Raw genomic sequence first — 17,586 nt, 5'->3', positions numbered from 1 at the left:
ATGGAGGAAACGGCCGCGGCCCGGCTGCGGCGGCTGCGTCGGGGCGGTGGCTCCGGGATCCGCCCGGTGGGCCGCGACGGGCCGCTGCCGTTGTCGTTCGCGCAGCGCCGACTGTGGTTCCTGGATCAGCTCGACCCGGCCGGCAGCGCGTACACGATCCCGTTCGCGCAGCGCCTGCGAGGGCCGCTGGACCCGCACCGGCTCGCGAGCGCCCTGACCGAGGTGGTGCGCCGGCACGAGTCGCTGCGAACCGTCTTCACGGCCGGCGACGACACCCCCGCGCAGAAGATCCTCGACCCGTTCCCGGTCGACGTGCCGGTCCTCGACGCTGACCTTGAGCAAGCCCGTGAGCTGGTACGCGCGGAGTTCGCGAGCCCCTTCGACCTGGCCGACGGACCGCTCCTCCGGGCCCTGGTCGTGCGGCTGGCCCCCGACGACCACGTGTTCGCGCTGTCCCTGCACCACATCTGCGGTGACGCCTGGTCGCACGGCGTGCTGCTGCGCGAGATCTCCGCCCGGTACGCCGGCTACGACCTCCCGCGCCTGCCCGTCCAGTACGCCGACTTCGCGGCCTGGGAACGTGGCCTGCCGTTGCGTACCCGCCTGCGCTGGTGGGAGGAACAGCTGCGCGGCGCCCCGGCCGTGCTCGAACTGCCCGCCGACCGGCCACGCCCCGCCACGGCCACCTCGGATGCCGGCCGAGTGCGCTGGGACATCCCCGCCGACCTGGCCGACGCGACCCGGGCGCTGGCCCGCTCGCACGGCGCGACGCTCTACATGGCGCTGCTGGCCGTCCTGCACATCGTGCTCGGCCGCTACGCCCGCACCACCGACGTGCCGGTCGGCACGCCCGTGGCCAACCGCAACCGGGCGGAGCTGGAGGGCCTGATCGGGCTGTTCGTGAACACCGTCGTGCTGCGTGGCGACCTCTCCGGCGACCCGTCGTTCGCCGAACTGCTGACCCGCACCCGCGACACCGCGCTCGACGCGTTCGCCCACGGCGACGTGCCGTTCGACTACCTCACCGAACGCCTCGCCCCGGACCGTGACCTGGCCACCAACCCGCTGGTCCAGGTGCTGTTCCAGGTGCTCGACGGTACGGCCGCCACAGCGGCGCTGCCGGGCGTCACCGCGGCCACGTTCGAGACCGGTCACTTCGACACCCGCATGGACCTCGAGGTGCACGTGTTCGAGCAGCCGGACGGGCTGAGCGGGCATCTGCTGTTCAACCACGCGCTCTTCGACGGCGAGCGCATCGAGCGGCTGGCCCGGCACCTCACGGTCGTGCTGCGCGCGGTCGTCGCCGACCCGGCGCTGCGCCTGTCCCAGGTCCCGCTGCTGGACGAGGCGGAGTTGCGGCAGGTCACCGCCGGCTTCAACGACACCGCGCGCGAGATGACGGCACGGTCGCTGCCCGCGATGCTGGCCGACCGGGCGCGCCGGCATCCGGATCGGCTCGCGGTCGAGGACGACATGGTCTCCCTGACGTACGCGGAACTGCACCGCCGGGCCAACCGGATCGCCCATCGGCTGATCGCCCTCGGGGTGGGCACCGGCGAGCTGGTCGGTCTCTGCCTGGACCGGGGCGCCGACCTGATCGTGGCGATGGTCGGCATCCTGAACGCGGGCGCCGCCTACGTCCCGATCGACCCGGAGCACCCGGCCGAGCGCGTCCGGTTCGTGCTTGAGGACACGCGGCTCCGCACGGTCGTCACGCAGGCGGAGCATCGGCCGCTGTTCGGGGGCGTGGAGCACGTCGTGGAAGCTCCCTTCGACGACGAGCCCGGCGTCATCGCCCCGGACGTGGATCCCGGGCCCGAGGACCTCGCCTACGCGATCTACACGTCCGGGTCGACCGGCCGGCCCAAGGCCGTTCTCATGCCGCACGCCGGCCCGGTCAACCTGCTGCTCTGGCAGGAACGCACGATGCCGCACGAGCCGGAGAGCCGCACCCTGCAGTTCGTGTCGGCCACGTTCGACTACTCGGTCCAGGAGATCCTCTCCACGCTGATGGGCGGCACCCTGGTCGTCCCGCCCGACGGCGTCCGGCTCGATCTGGCCGGGCTCGCCGCCTGGATGGACGAGCACCGGATCACCCGCATCTTCGCGCCGACGACCGTGCTGCGCGGGCTGCTGGAGCACGTCGACCCGGCCGGCCCGCTGTTGCACGGGCTGCGCCGGCTCTGCCAGGGCGGCGAGGCGCTCGTGCTGGACGAACGGCTCCGGTCGTTCTGCCGGCACCGGCCGCGAGTGCGCGTCCACAACCACTACGGGCCCGCCGAGACGCAGCTGGTCACCGGCTGGAGGCTGCCCGAGCGGGTGGACGACTGGCCGGGCACGGCGTCGCCGCTCGGCCCGCCGATCGACAACATCCGGTTGTACGTGCTGGACGACGCGTTGCGGCCGGTGCCGATCGGCGTGCCGGGTCAGCTGTGCATCAGCGGCGTCGGTGTCTCACGCGGCTACCTCGGCCGGCCGGGCATGACCGCACAGCGCCTCGTCAACGCGCCGGTCGAGCCCGAGGGCCGCACGTACCTCAGCGGTGACCTGTGCCGCTGGACCGTCGACGGCAACCTGGAGTTCCTCGGCCGGATCGACCACCAGGTCAAGATCCGGGGGGTGCGGGTCGAGCCCGGCGAGGTGGAGACCGTACTCGCCGGGCATCCGGCCGTCACGCAGACGGTCGTCGTGGCCCGCGAGGACCGACCGGCGGGCCGCCGCCTGGTCGCCTACGTCGTGGCGCCCGGCGCCGGTACCGAACTCGACGCCGAGTTGCGCCGGCTCGCCGAGTCCCGGCTGCCCGCACCGGCCGTGCCCGCCTTGTTTGTCGTGCTGCCCGAACTGCCCCGCAACACCAGCGGCAAGGTGGACCGGCATGCCCTGCCCGCCCCCGGTCGGCGGACCGTCCCCACCGCCGGGGCGCCGCCGCGGGACGCCACCGAGGCCGCCGTGTGCCGGATCTTCGCGGAGGCGCTCGACCTGCCCGGCGTCGGCATCCACGACGACTTCTTCGCGCTCGGCGGACACTCCCTGCTCGCCACCCGGATCACCTCCCGGCTCCGCGCCGAGCTGGGCGTGGACGTCCCGCTGCGGGAGCTGTTCCAGGGGCGCACCCCCGAGACACTTGCCCGCGCCGTGCACGGCGCCTCCCGCGCGGTGCCGCTGACCGCCCGGTCCCGGGACGCCACGGCGCCGCTCTCGCTCGCGCAGGAGCAGATGCTGCTCTGGTACGGCTCGCTGCTCGACGCTTCGACATGGAGCATTCCGCTGGCGTACCGGCTGCGCGGGCCGCTGGACGTGCCCGCGCTGGAGCGCGCGCTGACCGCCGTCGTCGCCCGGCACGAGGCTCTGCGTACGGGCTTCACGCCGGACGGCGGGACCGTTGTCCGTGCTCCATCGGCCGTCCCGGTGCCGGTGGACGATGCGACGCCCGATGACGTCCCGCGACTGACCCGCGAAGAGGTCGCCCGGCCCTTCGACCTGGCCCGCGACGTGCTCGTCCGCCCGCACCTGTGGCGCCTCGGCACGGACGATCACCTGCTCCTGCTGACCAGTCACCACCTGGCCTCTGACGGATGGTCCCTGCGCGTCCTGGCCGACGAGGTGTCCCTCCTGTACGCGGGCGCCGCGCCGCCGCCTCTCGCCGTGCAGTACGCCGACCACGCCCTCTGGGAACGTGACCGTCCCCTGGCCACGGAACACGCCTACTGGCGCGAGCGGCTCGCGGGCTACCGCCCGCTGGAGCTGCCCGCCGGTCGACCCCGGCGCCCCGGCCCCGCCGCGACGCTGCGCTGGACGCTGCCCGCCCCGGCCGCCGACGCGGCCCGCAAGCTGGCCCGGACCGAACGGGCCACCCTGTACGAGACGCTGCTGACCGCCTTCTGCACGGTCGCCGCCGGGCTCACCGGCAACCGTGACGTCACCGTCGCCGCGCCGTTCGCCAACCGCTCCCGGGCCGAGACGGAGCCACTGATCGGCTACTTCGCCAAGATCATCGCGCTGCGGACGGACCTGAGCGGGGAGCCCGGCTTCCGGGAGGCGCTGCGGCGGGTGCACGCCACCATGGTGGCCGCGCACGCCCACCAGGATCTGCCCTTCTACCACGCGCTGGCCCCCGGCCCGCCGCCGCTGAACGTCTCGTTCCAGCTGATCAGCGCGCTGCAGCCGGTGCTCGACCTACCCGGGGTGACGGCCTCGCCGGTGGACGTGAGCGTCGACCAGACCGTGGACATGCCGAGCGAGCTGGCCGTGCATCTGATCGAGAGCGCGGACGGGGCGCTCAGCGGGCTGGCCTCGTACAACGCGGCGACCTTCGACCGGGCCACGATCGAGGCGCTGCTCGCCGCAGTGGGGGACGTGCTCGACCGGGCGATGGACGACCCGGACCGGACGATCGGCGACCTCGCCGCCGGAGTGCTCGATCGGGGCACGGCGGCGTACGAGGCGAGAGGGACGAGCTGACATGGCCGACGAGAAGATCGTCGAATACCTGCGCTGGACCACCGCCGAACTGCACGAGACCCGTCGGCGCCTGGCCGAGACCACCGCCCGCACCGGCGAACCGCTGGCCGTCGTGGGCATGGCCTGCCGCTATCCGGGCGGGGTGGCCTCGGCGGACGACCTGTGGCGGCTGGTCGTCGGCGGCGGTGACGCGATCGGCCCGTTCCCCGGTGACCGCGGCTGGGAGCTGGAGACCCTGGTCGACCCCGACCCGGACGCGGTGGGCCGCTCCACCACCGGGCAGGGCGGTTTCCTGACCGACGCGGCCGGGTTCGACGCGGCGTTCTTCGGGATAAGCCCGCGGGAGGCCACCGCCATGGACCCACAGCAGCGGCTCCTGCTGGAGGTCTCCTGGGAGGCCCTCGAACACGCGGGCCTGCGCGCCGACGAGCTGCGCGGCAGCGCCACCGGCGTCTTCATGGGCAGCAACGGCCAGGACTACGCGGGGCTCCTGGCCGGCGAACCCGACCTGGAAGGCTGGATCGGCACGGGGGTCTCCGCGAGCGTCGTCTCCGGCCGCCTGTCCTACTTCTACGGGCTTGAGGGACCCGCGGTCACCGTCGACACCGCCTGCTCTTCCTCCCTGGTCGCCCTGCACCTGGCCGCCCAGTCGCTGCGCACCGGCGAGTCGTCGCTGGCCCTGGTCGGCGGCGTCACCGTCATGACGTCCCCCACGGTCTTCCGATCGTTCTCGCGGCAGCGCGGGCTCGCCGCGGACGGCCGCTGCAAGGCGTTCGCGGCGTCGGCGGACGGGACGGGCTGGTCCGAGGGCGTCGGCGTGCTCGTGGTCGAACGACTCTCCGACGCCCGGCGCAACGGCCACCCCGTCCTGGCCGTGGTCCGCGGGTCGGCGGTCAACCAGGACGGCGCCTCCAACGGGCTCACCGCCCCCAACGGACCCTCCCAGCAACGCGTCATCCGCGCCGCGCTCGCCGACGCCCGCCTCACCACCGCCGACATCGACCTCGTCGAGGCACACGGCACCGGAACCACCCTCGGCGACCCCATCGAGGCCCAGGGCGTGCTGGCCACGTACGGCGAACGGACCGCCGACGAGCCGGTGCGCCTGGGTTCGGTGAAGTCGAACCTCGGGCACACCCAGGCGGCCGCCGGAGTCGCCGGGGTGATCAAGATGATCCAGGCGATGCGGCACGAGACCATGCCGCGGAGCCTGCACATCGACGCGCCCTCGCCGCACGTGGACTGGACGTCCGGCACGGTCGAGCTGCTGACCTCGAACGTGCCGTGGCCCGGCTCCCCGGGTCGGCCCCGGCGTGCGGCCGTCTCGTCGTTCGGCGTCAGCGGCACGAACGCGCACGTGATCGTGGAGGAGGCGCCGGCCGTGGAGGTTCCGGCCGCGGTGCCGTTCACTCCCGTGGTGTCCGGGCCCGTGCCCCTGGTGTTCTCCGCGAAGGACCCCGAGGCCCTCGCCGTGCTGCAAGCCCGTGCGGAGTCCGGTACGGACGTGGCCTTCGCCCTGGCCACGACGCGAGCGTTGCTGGACCACCGGGCGGTCCGCGTCGGCGACACCACCGTGACGGGAGTCGCCTCGGCCGATCCCGACGTCGTGTTCGTGTTTCCGGGTCAGGGGACGCAGTGGGCGGGGATGGGGCGTGCGTTGCTGGATGCCTCTCCGGTGTTCGCGGCGCGGATGAGTGAGTGTGCGGAGGCGTTGTCGCCGTATCTGGATCTGTGGGAGGCGGTTGATGCTCCGGATCGGGTGGAGTGGTTGCAGCCGGCGTCGTGGGCGGTGATGGTGTCGCTGGCGGCGGTGTGGCAGGCGGCGGGTGTGCAGCCGTCCGCGGTGATCGGGCATTCGCAGGGTGAGATCGCGGCAGCCTGTGTCGCGGGTGCGGTGTCGCTGGCTGATGCGGCGAAGGTGGTGGCGCTGCGCAGTCAGGCGATTGCTTCGACGCTGGCGGGCAAGGGGGCGATGGCGTCGATTCCGTTGCCTGCCGACGGTATCGAGTTGCCTGACGGGGTGTGGGTGGCGGCGTTGAACGGGCCGTCCTCGACGGTCGTGGCGGGTGTGCCGGACGCGGTGGAGGCGGTTCGTGCTCGTTATGGCGGGCGGCGGATCGCGGTGGACTACGCGTCGCACACCCCGCATGTCGAGGCGTTGCGCGGTGCGGTGGTGTCGGTGCCGTCGCAGGCACCGGTGATCCCGTGGCTGTCGACCGTGGACGAGGCGTGGGTCACCGGTGCGCTGGACGATGAGTACTGGTTCCGGAATCTGCGGCAGCAGGTCCGGTTCGCCCCGGCGGCGGCGGGTTTCGACGACGCGGTGTTCATCGAGGTGAGTGCGAGGCCGGTGCTGATCCCCGCCCTCGACGACGCGGTCACCGTCCCCACCCTGCGGCGTGAGGACGGCGGCGGAGAGCGGATGCTGGCGTCGCTGGCGCAGGCGTTCGTGGCCGGTGTGCCGGTCGACTGGACCACGATCATTCCGCCCGCGCCCTTCGCGGAACTACCCACCTATCCCTTCCAGCACCAGCGCCACTGGATCGACGGCGGCGGCAGCGCCGGGGGCACCCTCAAGCACCCCTTCCTGCACACCGCGGTCGAGCTGCCGGGCGACACGACCGTGCTGCTCGGGCGCGTGCGGCCACACGGATGGCTGACGGACCACGCGGTCAACGGCACCGTCCTGTTCCCGGGCACAGCCTTCGTCGAGCTTGCCCTGCACGCCGCCGACGAGGTGGGCGCCGCCGGCGTCGCCGAGCTCGTCATCGAGTCGCCGTTGGCGCTCACGGCCGCCGTCGACCTCCTGATCTCGATCGACCGTACGGCCCTGACCGCGACGATCCACTCGGGGCAGCCGGGCGCCTGGACGCGGCACGCCTCGGTGCTGCTCGCCGCCGAGGGCCCGGCCACGCCGCCCGCGCCGGTCGCGGTGCCCGACGACGCGGAGCCGGTGGACCTGACCGGCTTCTACCCCGCTCTGGAAGCGGCGGGTTACGGCTACGGTCCGTCCTTCCGGGGTCTCAGCACCGCATGGCGTTCCGGCGCCGACGTCTACGCCGAGATCGTCCTGCCGGGCGACGCCGCGGGCTTCGGCGCCCATCCGGCGTTGACCGACGCCGTGCTGCACGCCGCCACCCTGGTGGCCGCCCCGGGCACCGGCGTACACCTGCCGTTCGCATTCGACCAGGTGCACCTGCACGCGGTCGCCGCCACACGTCTGCTGGCCCGGGTCACACCCACCACCGGGCACGGCTTCACGGTCACCGCCGTGGACCCGGCCGGGCGACCGGTGCTGACCATCGCCGGCGTCACCACCCGCCCGCACACCGCGCGGACGGCGGTCCCGGCGCACTCGGTGTTCCGCACCGTGTGGGCACCGGTCGCCCTGCCGGAGGCCAGACCGGACACCGTGCGGGTGATCGGCAGTCCACCGGCCGGTCCGGACCCCGACGCCTGCCGCTCGACCCTGCGCTCGCTGCTCACCGAACTGCGAACCGTTCTCGCCGACGACCTCACGGCACCGGTCCTCGTCACCGCCCGGGCCGACAGCCCCGCCTGGGCCATGGCCGCCGTCGCCCAGAACGAGCACCCCGGCCAGTTCGTGCTGGCCGACACCGACGACACCCTCGCCCCGGCCGTCCTGCTCGCCGCCGGAGAACCTCAACTGCGCTGTCGTGACCGACAGTTGAGCGCGCCGCGCCTGCGACCGGGCACCGATCCCACCGCCCTCACGCCGCCGGCCACCGGCAACTGGCGGCTGGCCGTGCCCGACCCCGGCACCTTCACCAACCTCACTCTCACCCCGGCCGAACCCGAACCGTGCCCGCCGGGACACGTCCGCGTCGCCGTCCACGCCGCCGGGCTCAACTTCCGCGACATCATGCTGGCCCTCGGCCTGACCGCCCACGGCCAGCAGCTGGGCAGCGAAGCCTCCGGCACGATCACCGAGGTCGGCGACGGCGTCACCGGATTCGCCGTCGGCGACCGCGTGCACGGCCTGTTCACCGGTGCCTTCTCCCCCAGCGCCGTCACCGACGCCCGCCTCGTCCACCACATCCCCGACCGGTGGAGCCACGACACCGCCGCGACCGTCCCCATCGCGTACGCCACCGCCCACTACGCCCTCACCCATCTGTCCGGTGTCCAGCCCGGGCAACGGCTGCTCGTCCACGCCGCCACCGGCGGCGTCGGCATGGCCGCCGTCCAACTCGCGAGGCATCTCGGCGCGGACCTCTACACCACCGCCCACCCGTCGAAATGGCCGCTGCTGCGCGCCCTGGGCATCCCCGACGACCACATCGCCTCGTCCCGCGACGCCCGCTTCGCTGAGGTGTTCCCGCCGATGGACGTGGTCCTCAACTCGCTGACCGGCGAGCTGATCGACGCCTCGTACGCGCTGCTCAAGCCCGGCGGCCGGTTCCTGGAGATGGGCAAGACCGACATCCGCGACGCCGCCGACGCGTTCGACCTCATCGACGCCGGCCCCGACCGCCTGCACGACATCCTCGCCGAGTTGCACACCCTGTTCGCCGACGGCGCGCTCACTCCCCTGCCCGTCACCGTCTTCGACGTCCGCCACGCCAAGGACGCCTTCTCGTACATGAGCCAGGCCCGGCATACCGGCAAGATCGCCCTCGCCGTCCCGCAGGCCCTGGACCGCCACGACACCGTGCTGATCACCGGCGGATCGGGCACCCTGGCCGGCATCCTCGCCCGCCACCTGCACGACGCCCACGGCGTGACCGACCTGCTGCTGCTCTCCCGCAGCGGCGCCGTCCCCGACGGGGTCGACGCCACCGGCATCGCCTGCGACCTCACCGACCACGACGCCCTCGGCCGGGTCTTCGCCGACCATCCCGGGATCACCGTCATCGTCAACACCGCCGGGGTCCTGTCCGACGCCACGATCCAGACCTTGACGCCCGACCAGCTCGACGCCGTCCTCGCACCCAAGGTCGACGGCGCCCACCACCTGCACCGCCACGCCGCGACGCTGACGAACCTGAAGCACATCACCCACTACGGCAGCGCCGCCACCACGCTCGCCAATCCGGGCCAGGCCGCCTACGCCGCCGCCAACAATTTCCTCACCCAGCTGGCCTACCACCATCCCCGCACCCGGACGCTCCACTGGGGACTGTGGCAGGACACCAGCACGATGACCGCCGGCATGGCCGGCGACAACCGCTTCGACCGGATCTCCGCCGAGCAGGGCATGGCCCTGCTGGATCTCGCCCTCGCCGCCGCCGACCGGTCCCTCGTGCTGGCCACGATCGATCCCGCCAGGCTGGCCCGTACCGACCCGCCGCCGCTGCTCCGCGAGCTGGCGCCGAGGGCGCGGCGGGCGACACCGCAGGCCGCCACGACCGCGTCCCTGACCACGCGGGTGGGCGCCGCGTCCGGCGCCGAGCGGCTCCGGCTCCTGCTGGAGGTCGTCCTCGCGGAGACCGCCACCGTGCTCGGGCACACCGGCGCGGAGGCGATCCGGCCCGACCGCCCCTTTCAGGAGCTGGGCTTCGACTCGCTGACCTCGGTGGAGCTGCGCAACCGCCTCGCCACGGCCTCCGGGCTCACCCTGCCGAGCACGCTGGTGTTCAACCATCCGACCCCGGAGGCACTGGCGACCCACCTGCTGTCGCTGCTGATCACGGATCACGTGGCGGAGCCGGCGGTGGAGGCCTCCGCCGACAAGGACGAGCCGATCGCGATCGTGGGCATGGCCTGCCGGCTGCCCGGCGACATCAGCTCGCCCGAGGAGCTGTGGCGCCTGGTCGCCGAGGGGCGCGACGCCGTGGGCCCGTTCCCAGCGGACCGGGGCTGGGATCTCGACTCGCTCTTCGACGACGACCCCGACGCGCCCGGGCGCTCGTACGTCAGAGAAGGTGGTTTTCTCTCCGGCGCGGCCCGCTTCGACGCGGCGTTCTTCGGAATCAGCCCGCGGGAGGCGCTGGGCATGGATCCGCAGCAGCGGATCCTGCTGGAGATCGCCTGGGAGGCGCTCGAACGCGCGCGGATCGCGCCGGGCAATCTGCGCGGCAGCGAGACCGGCGTGTACGTGGGCGCCGCGGCCCAGGGGTACGGCGTGGACGCCGCGGTCGAGGGCAACCTGCTGACCGGCGGCTCGACCAGCGCCATGTCGGGCCGGGTCGCGTACTCCCTCGGACTGCACGGACCGGCGGTCACCGTCGACACCGCGTGCTCGTCCTCGCTCGTGGCGCTGCACCTCGCTGCGCAGGCGCTCCGGCACGGCGAGTGCTCGCTGGCCCTCGCCGGTGGCGTCGCGGTGATGGCGTCGCCGGTGCTGTTCACCGAGTTCTCCCGGCAGCGCGGGCTGGCCGCCGACGGCCGGTGCAAGTCGTTCGCCGCGGCCTCCGACGGGACGGGCTGGTCCGAGGGCGCCGGGCTGGTGGTACTGGAACGGCTGTCCGACGCGGAACGCCACGGTCACCGGGTGCTGGCGGTGATCCGGGGCAGCGCCGTCAACTCCGACGGCGCCTCCAACGGGCTCACCGCACCGAACGGCACGGCGCAGCAGCGGGTGATCCGATCCGCCCTGCGGGCCGCCGGACTGGCGACCGGTGACGTCGACGTGGTGGAGGCGCACGGCACCGGCACCACGCTCGGCGACCCGGTCGAGGCGGACGCGCTGATCGCCACCTACGGGCAACGCCCGGACGGGCCGCCGGTCCGCATCGGCTCGCTGAAGTCGAACATCGGGCACACCGTCGCGGCCGCCGGGGTCGCCGGTGTGATCAAGATGGTCGAGGCGATGCGGCACGGCACGATGCCACGGACGCTGCACGTGGACGAGCCGACCCCACACGTCGACTGGTCGGCGGGCGCGGTCGAGCTGCTGACCGGCGAACAGCCATGGCCCCGCGGTGATCGCCCGCGGCGGGCCGCGGTGTCCGCCTTCGGGCTCAGCGGCACGAACGCGCATCTGATCCTTGAGGACGCCGCCGCACCGGCCGAACCGCCCGGCGACGGCGACGGCGACGGCGACGGCGACGGCGACGGCGACGAAACAGTGCCGCTGCTGCTGTCGGCCGACGACCTGCCCTCGCTGCGGGAACAGGCCGGCCGACTCCGCGCCCACCTGCTCGCCCGCCCGGAGCAGAAGATGCGCGATGTGGCGTACGCGCTGGCGACCACGCGCACCCCGCTGCCGCGGCGGGCCGCCGTGATGGCGGCCGAACACGAAGGGCTGCTGCGGGAGCTCTCCCTGCTGGCGACCGGTGACCAGGGGCCGGGGACGCAGCTGGGCGAGGCCGTTCCCCACCGGCGGGTCGCGTTCCTGTTCGACGGCCAGGGCACCCAGAGGCACGGCATGGGCCAGGCCCTGTACCGGCGCCATCCCGTGTTCGCCAAGGCGTGGGACGAGGTGTGCGCGGCGCTCGACCCGTATCTGGAGCACGGCGTCGCGCACGTGTACTTCACCGAGGCCGGGCGGGAGCTGACCGACGACACGCTCTACACCCAGGCCGGGCTGTTCGCGCTGGAGGTGGCGCTCCACCGGCTGCTGGCCTCGTGGGGTCTGACGCCCGACGCGGTCGCCGGACACTCCATCGGCGAGGTTGCCGCCGCCCACGTGGCGGGCGTGCTGTCGCTGTCCGACGCGGCGTCGCTGGTGGCCGCGCGCGGTGCCGCGCTGCGGGACCTGCCACCCGGCGCGATGGCGGCGGTACGGGCGTCCGAGAGCGAGACCCGTGCCGTCCTTCCCCCGGACCTGGACGTGGCCGCGGTCAACGGTCCCGAGATGACGGTGGTGTCCGGGCCGGAGGAGGCCGTGGACAGGTTCGTCGGCGGGCAGGCCGCCGCCGGCCGCCAGGCGCGCCGCCTGCAGGTCGGCCGGGCCTTCCACTCCCGCGATGTCGACGCCGTACTGGAGGGGTTCCGCGCGGTGCTCGAAACCCTCACCTTCCGCGAGCCGTCCCTGCCGGTCGTGTCCACGGTGACCGGCGAGCCGGCCGGTCCGGGCGACCTCACCACGCCGGACTACTGGCTGCGGCACGCCCGCCGGCCGGTTCGTTTCGGCGCCGCGCTGACCGCGCTGACCGGCCTCGGGGTGGACACGTTCGTCGAGGTGGGGCCGTCCGGCTCGCTGAGCGCGATGGCGGGCGAGACCGTCGAGGGCACGTTCCATCCGCTGCTCACCCGGCGGGTGCCCGACGAGATCGGCATCCTCGCCGCGGCCGGGGAACTGTTCACCGCCGGGGTGGACCTGCGGTGGCCGGCCGTCCTGGCCGGTGGGCGCCCGGTCGACCTGCCCGTCTACGCGTTCCGCCGGGAGACCTATTGGCTCGCGTCCACCGGCCAGGTCGGCGCCTCGCCGGCCGCGGTGACGCCGGCGCCGGACCCGGAAAGGCAGCGCTACGACCTGATGGCCGCCGCGGCGCGCCGGGACGCGCTGCTCGACCTGGTACGCGTCCAGGTCGCCCTGCTGCTCGGCCGGGCCGACACGATCGGCGTGCGCGACAACACCTCCTTCCTGGAGCTGGGGCTGGACTCGCTGGGCGCCTCCCGGCTGCGCAACCGGCTGACCGCGGCGACGGGCCTGGCCCTCGCGGGCGGCGTGGCGTTCGACCACCCGACGCCGGCCCGGCTCGCCGATCACCTGACCAGCCTGTTCGCGGCCACGACGCCGGAGGAGACGCCGTCGTCCCCGTCTGACGTGCCTTCGCCGTACGCGCCTTCGCCGGACCCCGCGGAGGACGACGAGGACGAGGTCGACACGGTGCTGGCCGTGCTCGGCGACCTGGACGCACTCGACGGCCCGATCCTGGGGCTGCGCCGCGGCAGCCCGGAGCACGAGGCCATCACCGGCCTGCTCGCTCGCATAGCCACGAAATGGGGAGTGAAAGCATGACCGACATCAGTGAGACCCCAGCCGCCGCGCCGCCCCGGCGGTGCCCGTTCGACCCTCAGGACGCCCACCTCGGGCTCCTGCACAGCGGCATGGTCGCGCCGTTCGAGCTGTTCGGCGTACAGCACTGGATGGTGTCGCGCGCAGAGGACGTCAAGGCCGTGACCACGGATCCGCGGTACTCCTCCGCGCTGTCCATCTTCCCGGACGCCCCCGAGGTGCCGCCGGGCTGGTTCTCCGGTATGGACCGCCCCGAGCACACCCGCTACCGGCGGCTGCTCGCCGACGACTTCTCCCTGCGGGCGGCGCGTGCCGCCGAGCCGACCATCACCGAGCTGGCCGACCGGCTGCTCGACGACGTGGTCGCGGCGGGGCCGGGCGCCGACCTCGTCGAGGCGTACGCGAACAAGCTGCCGTCGCTGGTCATCCAGGCGCTCTACGACCTGCCCGACCAGCTTTACGCCGACCTCGACCACGCGGTCTCCACGCTGGTCGCGGCGCAGGACCTGACCACCGCGGCCACGGCACGGCAGACCATCTGGGAGATCTCCGCGCGGATCGCCGCCGACAAGCGCTCGGCGCCCGGCGACGACCCGATCTCCCGCCTGGTCTCCGCCGACCGGGCTGACGCGCTGACCGCCGAGGAGGCCACGGGCGCGATCGCCACGCTGGCCATCGCCGGGCACGAGGCGGTGGACCGGCTGATCGCGTACGGCATCCATGCCTTCCTCGTGTACCCGGAGCAACTGGCGGCCACGCGGTCGGGACCGGCCGGCTGGGACGGGGCTGTCGAGGAGCTGCTGCGGTACCTCCCGGTGAACCAGGGCGGCATCCTCCGCGTGGCGGCCGAGGACATCGAGCTGCGCGGGCAGCGCATCGCGGCCGGCGACCGGGTGCTCCCCTTGTTCTCGACGGCGAACCGGGACCCCGAGCGGTACGCCGAGCCCGACCGGTTCGACGTCACCCGCGACGCGAGCGGCAACTTCGCGTTCGGCGGCGGCGTGCACAAGTGCCTCGGGCAGCACCTGGCCCGCGTCGAGATGAAGGTCGCCTACTCGCGGCTCTTGGACCGGCTTCCCGGGCTGCGGCTCGCGGACCCGGACGCCACCGTGCCGATGGCCGAGACGATCGGCTTCTACAGCCCCGCCCGCCTGATCGTCACCTGGTAGCCGGCGGCGAGATCGGTCGGCAGGTCACGCCGGTTGCGGACGCCGAGCTTGCGGAAGATCTTCGTGAGGTGCTGCTCGACGGTGCTCGCCGTGACGAACAACCGCATGGCGATCTCGCGGTTCGTGCAGCCCGCCGCCGCCAGCGAGGCCACCCTGGCCTCGGCGTCGGTCAGCGCGGCCACGCGCTGCGCCGGGGAGCCGTCGGCTTCGGCGGCTTCGGCGGCTTCGGCGCCGAGCCGGTTGAGCAGCGGCACGGCGCCGCATGCCTGGGCCAGCAGGCGGGCGCTACCGAACGCCTGCCGGGCCCTGACGTGCTGCTTCAGCAAGGTGTAGGTGTCGCCCAGGTCGGCATGGGCGCGGGCCCGGGCGTACCGGTCACCGGCCAGCAACTCCACGGCCTGCTCCAGCAGTTCGACGCGTCTGCCGATCGCGCTGTAGCCGGCCATCGCGAGCAGGGCAAGCCCCCGTACCCGGCCGGTGGGCGCCCGGTCCAGCTCCTCACGCAGCAGCCGCCGGCCTTCCATGCACGGACCGTCCTGCGCCAGCAGGGTCTCGGCGACCCCGACCCGCCACGTCAGCAGGTCGGACACGTCCATGCGCCAGCGCTGCATCCGCTCGCCGCAGATGCGCAGATCCGTGTACGCGGCGTGCGCGTGGCCCGTCGCCAGGTGGTACTGCCCGCGCGCCCACAACTGGTGCAGGCCGAAGACGCTCCGATCGGTCGCCTCCGGCACCGCCTCCTCCAGGTAACGTGCCGCCTCGTCGTACCGGCCGATCCTGGTGTGTGCCACGACGAGGCAGCTCAGGGGCAGGCTGGCGACGACGCCCCAGCTCGGCAGGCTCAACGTGCTCAGCGCGGCCCGGCCGGCCTCGACGGCGGCCGGGAAGTCACCGCGCCGCACGGCGAGTTCCGCGCGTACGGCAGCCAGCGCCGCTTCGGCGGAGGCCGATCCCTGGGCGTCAGCGGTGGCGGTGAGCTTCTCGCACCAGAGCTGCGTGCAGTCGGCGTCACCCGCGTACACCAGGGAGAACAGCGCGGTGACGCCGATCGCGGCGTCACCGCCGGGGCAGTGGCTGGAGTCGATCAGGCGCAGCACCTGCTCGGCCTCCTCCACGGCCCGGGCCGAGCGGCCGCGCAGAGCATGGGCGTACGCAGTGACGACCCGCGCCCACGACTCGGCAGACACCGGCAGCGCGACCAGTTCCCCCAGTGCGGTCCCGTCGGACCCGTCGGCTCGGCCGTCCTGCTCCGCTCGGTCGGCTTGGCCGGTCCGCTCGGCTCGGTCGTCCCGGTCGGCCAGATCGCATTGGTCGGCGATGGAGAGCTCCGGATAGAGCACCGACAGCGCCCGGGTCCAGGTGCGCACCTCGACCCGGGCCTGTGCGGGGAACCGGCAGCGCTGGAGCACGGGCAGGGCTTCACGGATCCGGCCGGCCAGCAACAGCCAGGAGGCCAGCAGCACGGCGTGCCAGGGCGGCAGCAGCCCGGCGGCGGACGCGGCAGCGAGTTCGGGAACGTGCCGGGCGACCAGCCCCGGGTCGCGTCGCCACTCGCTCATCGCGAGCCGAAAACGCAGGGCGGCCCGCGACTCGGCGTCCTCGGCCGCGACGTACGCCTCTTCCAGGCGTTCCGCCGCCACGTCGAGCTCGCCGCGGCGGCAGGCCAGGGTGGCCGCGGCGGCGTAGACCTCGGCCGCCCCGGGGCCGCGGTTGCGGCGCGAGCGGGTCTGGTGCACGGCCAGCACGTCGGCCGGCGCGCTCTGCGCAACGAGGGCGTCCAGGGCCAGCCCGTGCAGCCGACGCCGCTCGGCCGGCGACAGGTCGTCGAGCACGGCGCTGCGCGCCTCCGGATGCGGGAAGCTCAGGCCGCGCAGCAGGCCGGACTCCCCCATCATGCACCGCACCCGGCCTATCTGCCCCGCCGCGACGCCGCTGAGCCGGGAGACGAGGCGGTCGTCGGTCGCGTCCCCGAGTACGGCGGCCGCCCGGGCGACGCCCACCGCGGCGGGCCCGCAGCGATGCAGCGAACCGAGGTAGGCGTGGCGGAAGGCGGCGCCGACTACCACGTCACCGGCGATGGGCCAGCCTTGGGCGTCGGCTGCCGTACGCGTCGTGCGCAGGTCGTTGATCAGGCCGCGGACGAGCAACAAATTGCCGCCCGTGGTCCCGAAGAAGTCGGCGGCGAACCCACCGGCGGCGCCGAGCTGGTCCTCGCCGTCGGCGACGCCGAGCTGTTCGCGAACGAACTCGGCCACGTCGCCGGGGCTGAGCGGGCGCAGCCCGATCTCCTCGTAGTAGGACAGTCCCAGCAGGTCGGCGTGGAACGTGGAATGCGAGGTCGGCGGCAGCGGCTGGCGTAACTCGGTGAAGACGAGCGCGACGCGGGCGGCGCCGACGCGGCGAGCGAGGTGCCGGAGGCTGAGCAGCGACTCCGGGTCGGCGCGGTCGACGTCGTCGACGACGACCATGACCGGCCGCTCGGCGGAGAGCCGCAGCACGGCCCGGGTGAATTGGTTGGCGAGCCGGGCAGCGTCCACGCCGCTGGAGGCGTCGGTGGCACGGGCGCCCGGCAGCGGCACGAAACCCGGGGCACGGCTCGCCACGGTCTCGTGATCGGTGAGCTGGTCGAGCACGCCGTAGGGCAGCACGCTCTCCTCGGCCGAGCACAGCGCTCGCAGGACGAGGAAGCCGGGCAGGTCGGTCAGCGCGTCGAGCAGGCTGGTCTTTCCGCAGGCCACCGGCCCGGTGATGGTGACGACGACGCCCTGTCCGGCCGCCACGTCGCGGAGCCGGGGGCGCAGCCGTCCGAGCGCGTCGTCACGAGAGTTGAGTCCGGCGTCGGGTATCGGGTTGCGATCCATGGGCACCACGGCCTCCGTGCTCGTCGACGAGCACGGACCGGCATGGGAAACCGATCGGCTCGCGCCGGTGGGCTGATCAACTGTACATACAAATGCCCACTCGTCGGTTGTCAGAGCGAAAAAAAGGAAACGTTTCCCGGGGGAGACAGGAAGACGTGCGGACCCCCCTATCCCTCGGCGCGGAGAAGGACAGGATTCCTGGGGAGAGACAGGAAGACGTGCGGCACCC

The 17,586-nt window shown here is 73.6% G+C and carries 4 protein-coding genes; 3 read left to right on the top strand and 1 reads right to left on the bottom strand.

Annotation, left to right across the window (positions count from 1 at the left end):
* Genes OHA11_RS47360 through OHA11_RS47350 form a run of 3 tightly spaced genes read left to right on the top strand, consistent with a single transcriptional unit; the run spans position 1 to position 14,496 of the window.
* Positions 1 to 4,461 carry an amino acid adenylation domain-containing protein gene (locus OHA11_RS47360; RefSeq protein WP_266508792.1) on the top strand — a complete coding sequence of 1,487 codons (4,461 nt, stop codon included), beginning with the start codon at positions 1 to 3 and terminating at the stop codon, positions 4,459 to 4,461.
* A gap of 1 nt (position 4,462) precedes the next feature.
* Positions 4,463 to 13,330: a type I polyketide synthase gene (locus tag OHA11_RS47355; RefSeq protein WP_266508791.1), complete on the top strand. Its 8,868-nt coding sequence runs from the start codon at positions 4,463 to 4,465 to the stop codon at positions 13,328 to 13,330.
* Positions 13,327 to 14,496 (top strand): cytochrome P450, encoded by a 1,170-nt coding sequence (locus tag OHA11_RS47350; protein WP_266508790.1) that lies wholly within the window; start codon positions 13,327 to 13,329, stop codon positions 14,494 to 14,496. Before OHA11_RS47355 ends, OHA11_RS47350 begins: the two co-directional genes overlap by 4 nt.
* Here the strand turns inward: OHA11_RS47350 and OHA11_RS47345 are convergent.
* The gene (locus tag OHA11_RS47345) at positions 14,463 to 17,357 is read right to left on the bottom strand and encodes a LuxR family transcriptional regulator (protein ID WP_266508789.1); all 2,895 of its coding nucleotides are present in this window, start codon (positions 17,355 to 17,357) and stop codon (positions 14,463 to 14,465) included. The two genes, OHA11_RS47350 and OHA11_RS47345, sit on opposite strands and share 34 nt — an antisense overlap.
* Between the last annotated feature and the right edge of the window lie 229 nt (positions 17,358 to 17,586).

The sequence above is a fragment of the Streptomyces sp. NBC_00878 genome, from assembly GCF_026341515.1.
In the GTDB taxonomy this organism is placed as follows: Bacteria; Actinomycetota; Actinomycetes; order Streptomycetales; family Streptomycetaceae; genus Streptomyces.
The sequence above is the reverse complement of the archived record's forward strand: the minus strand, read 5'-3'. Positions and strand labels throughout refer to the sequence as shown.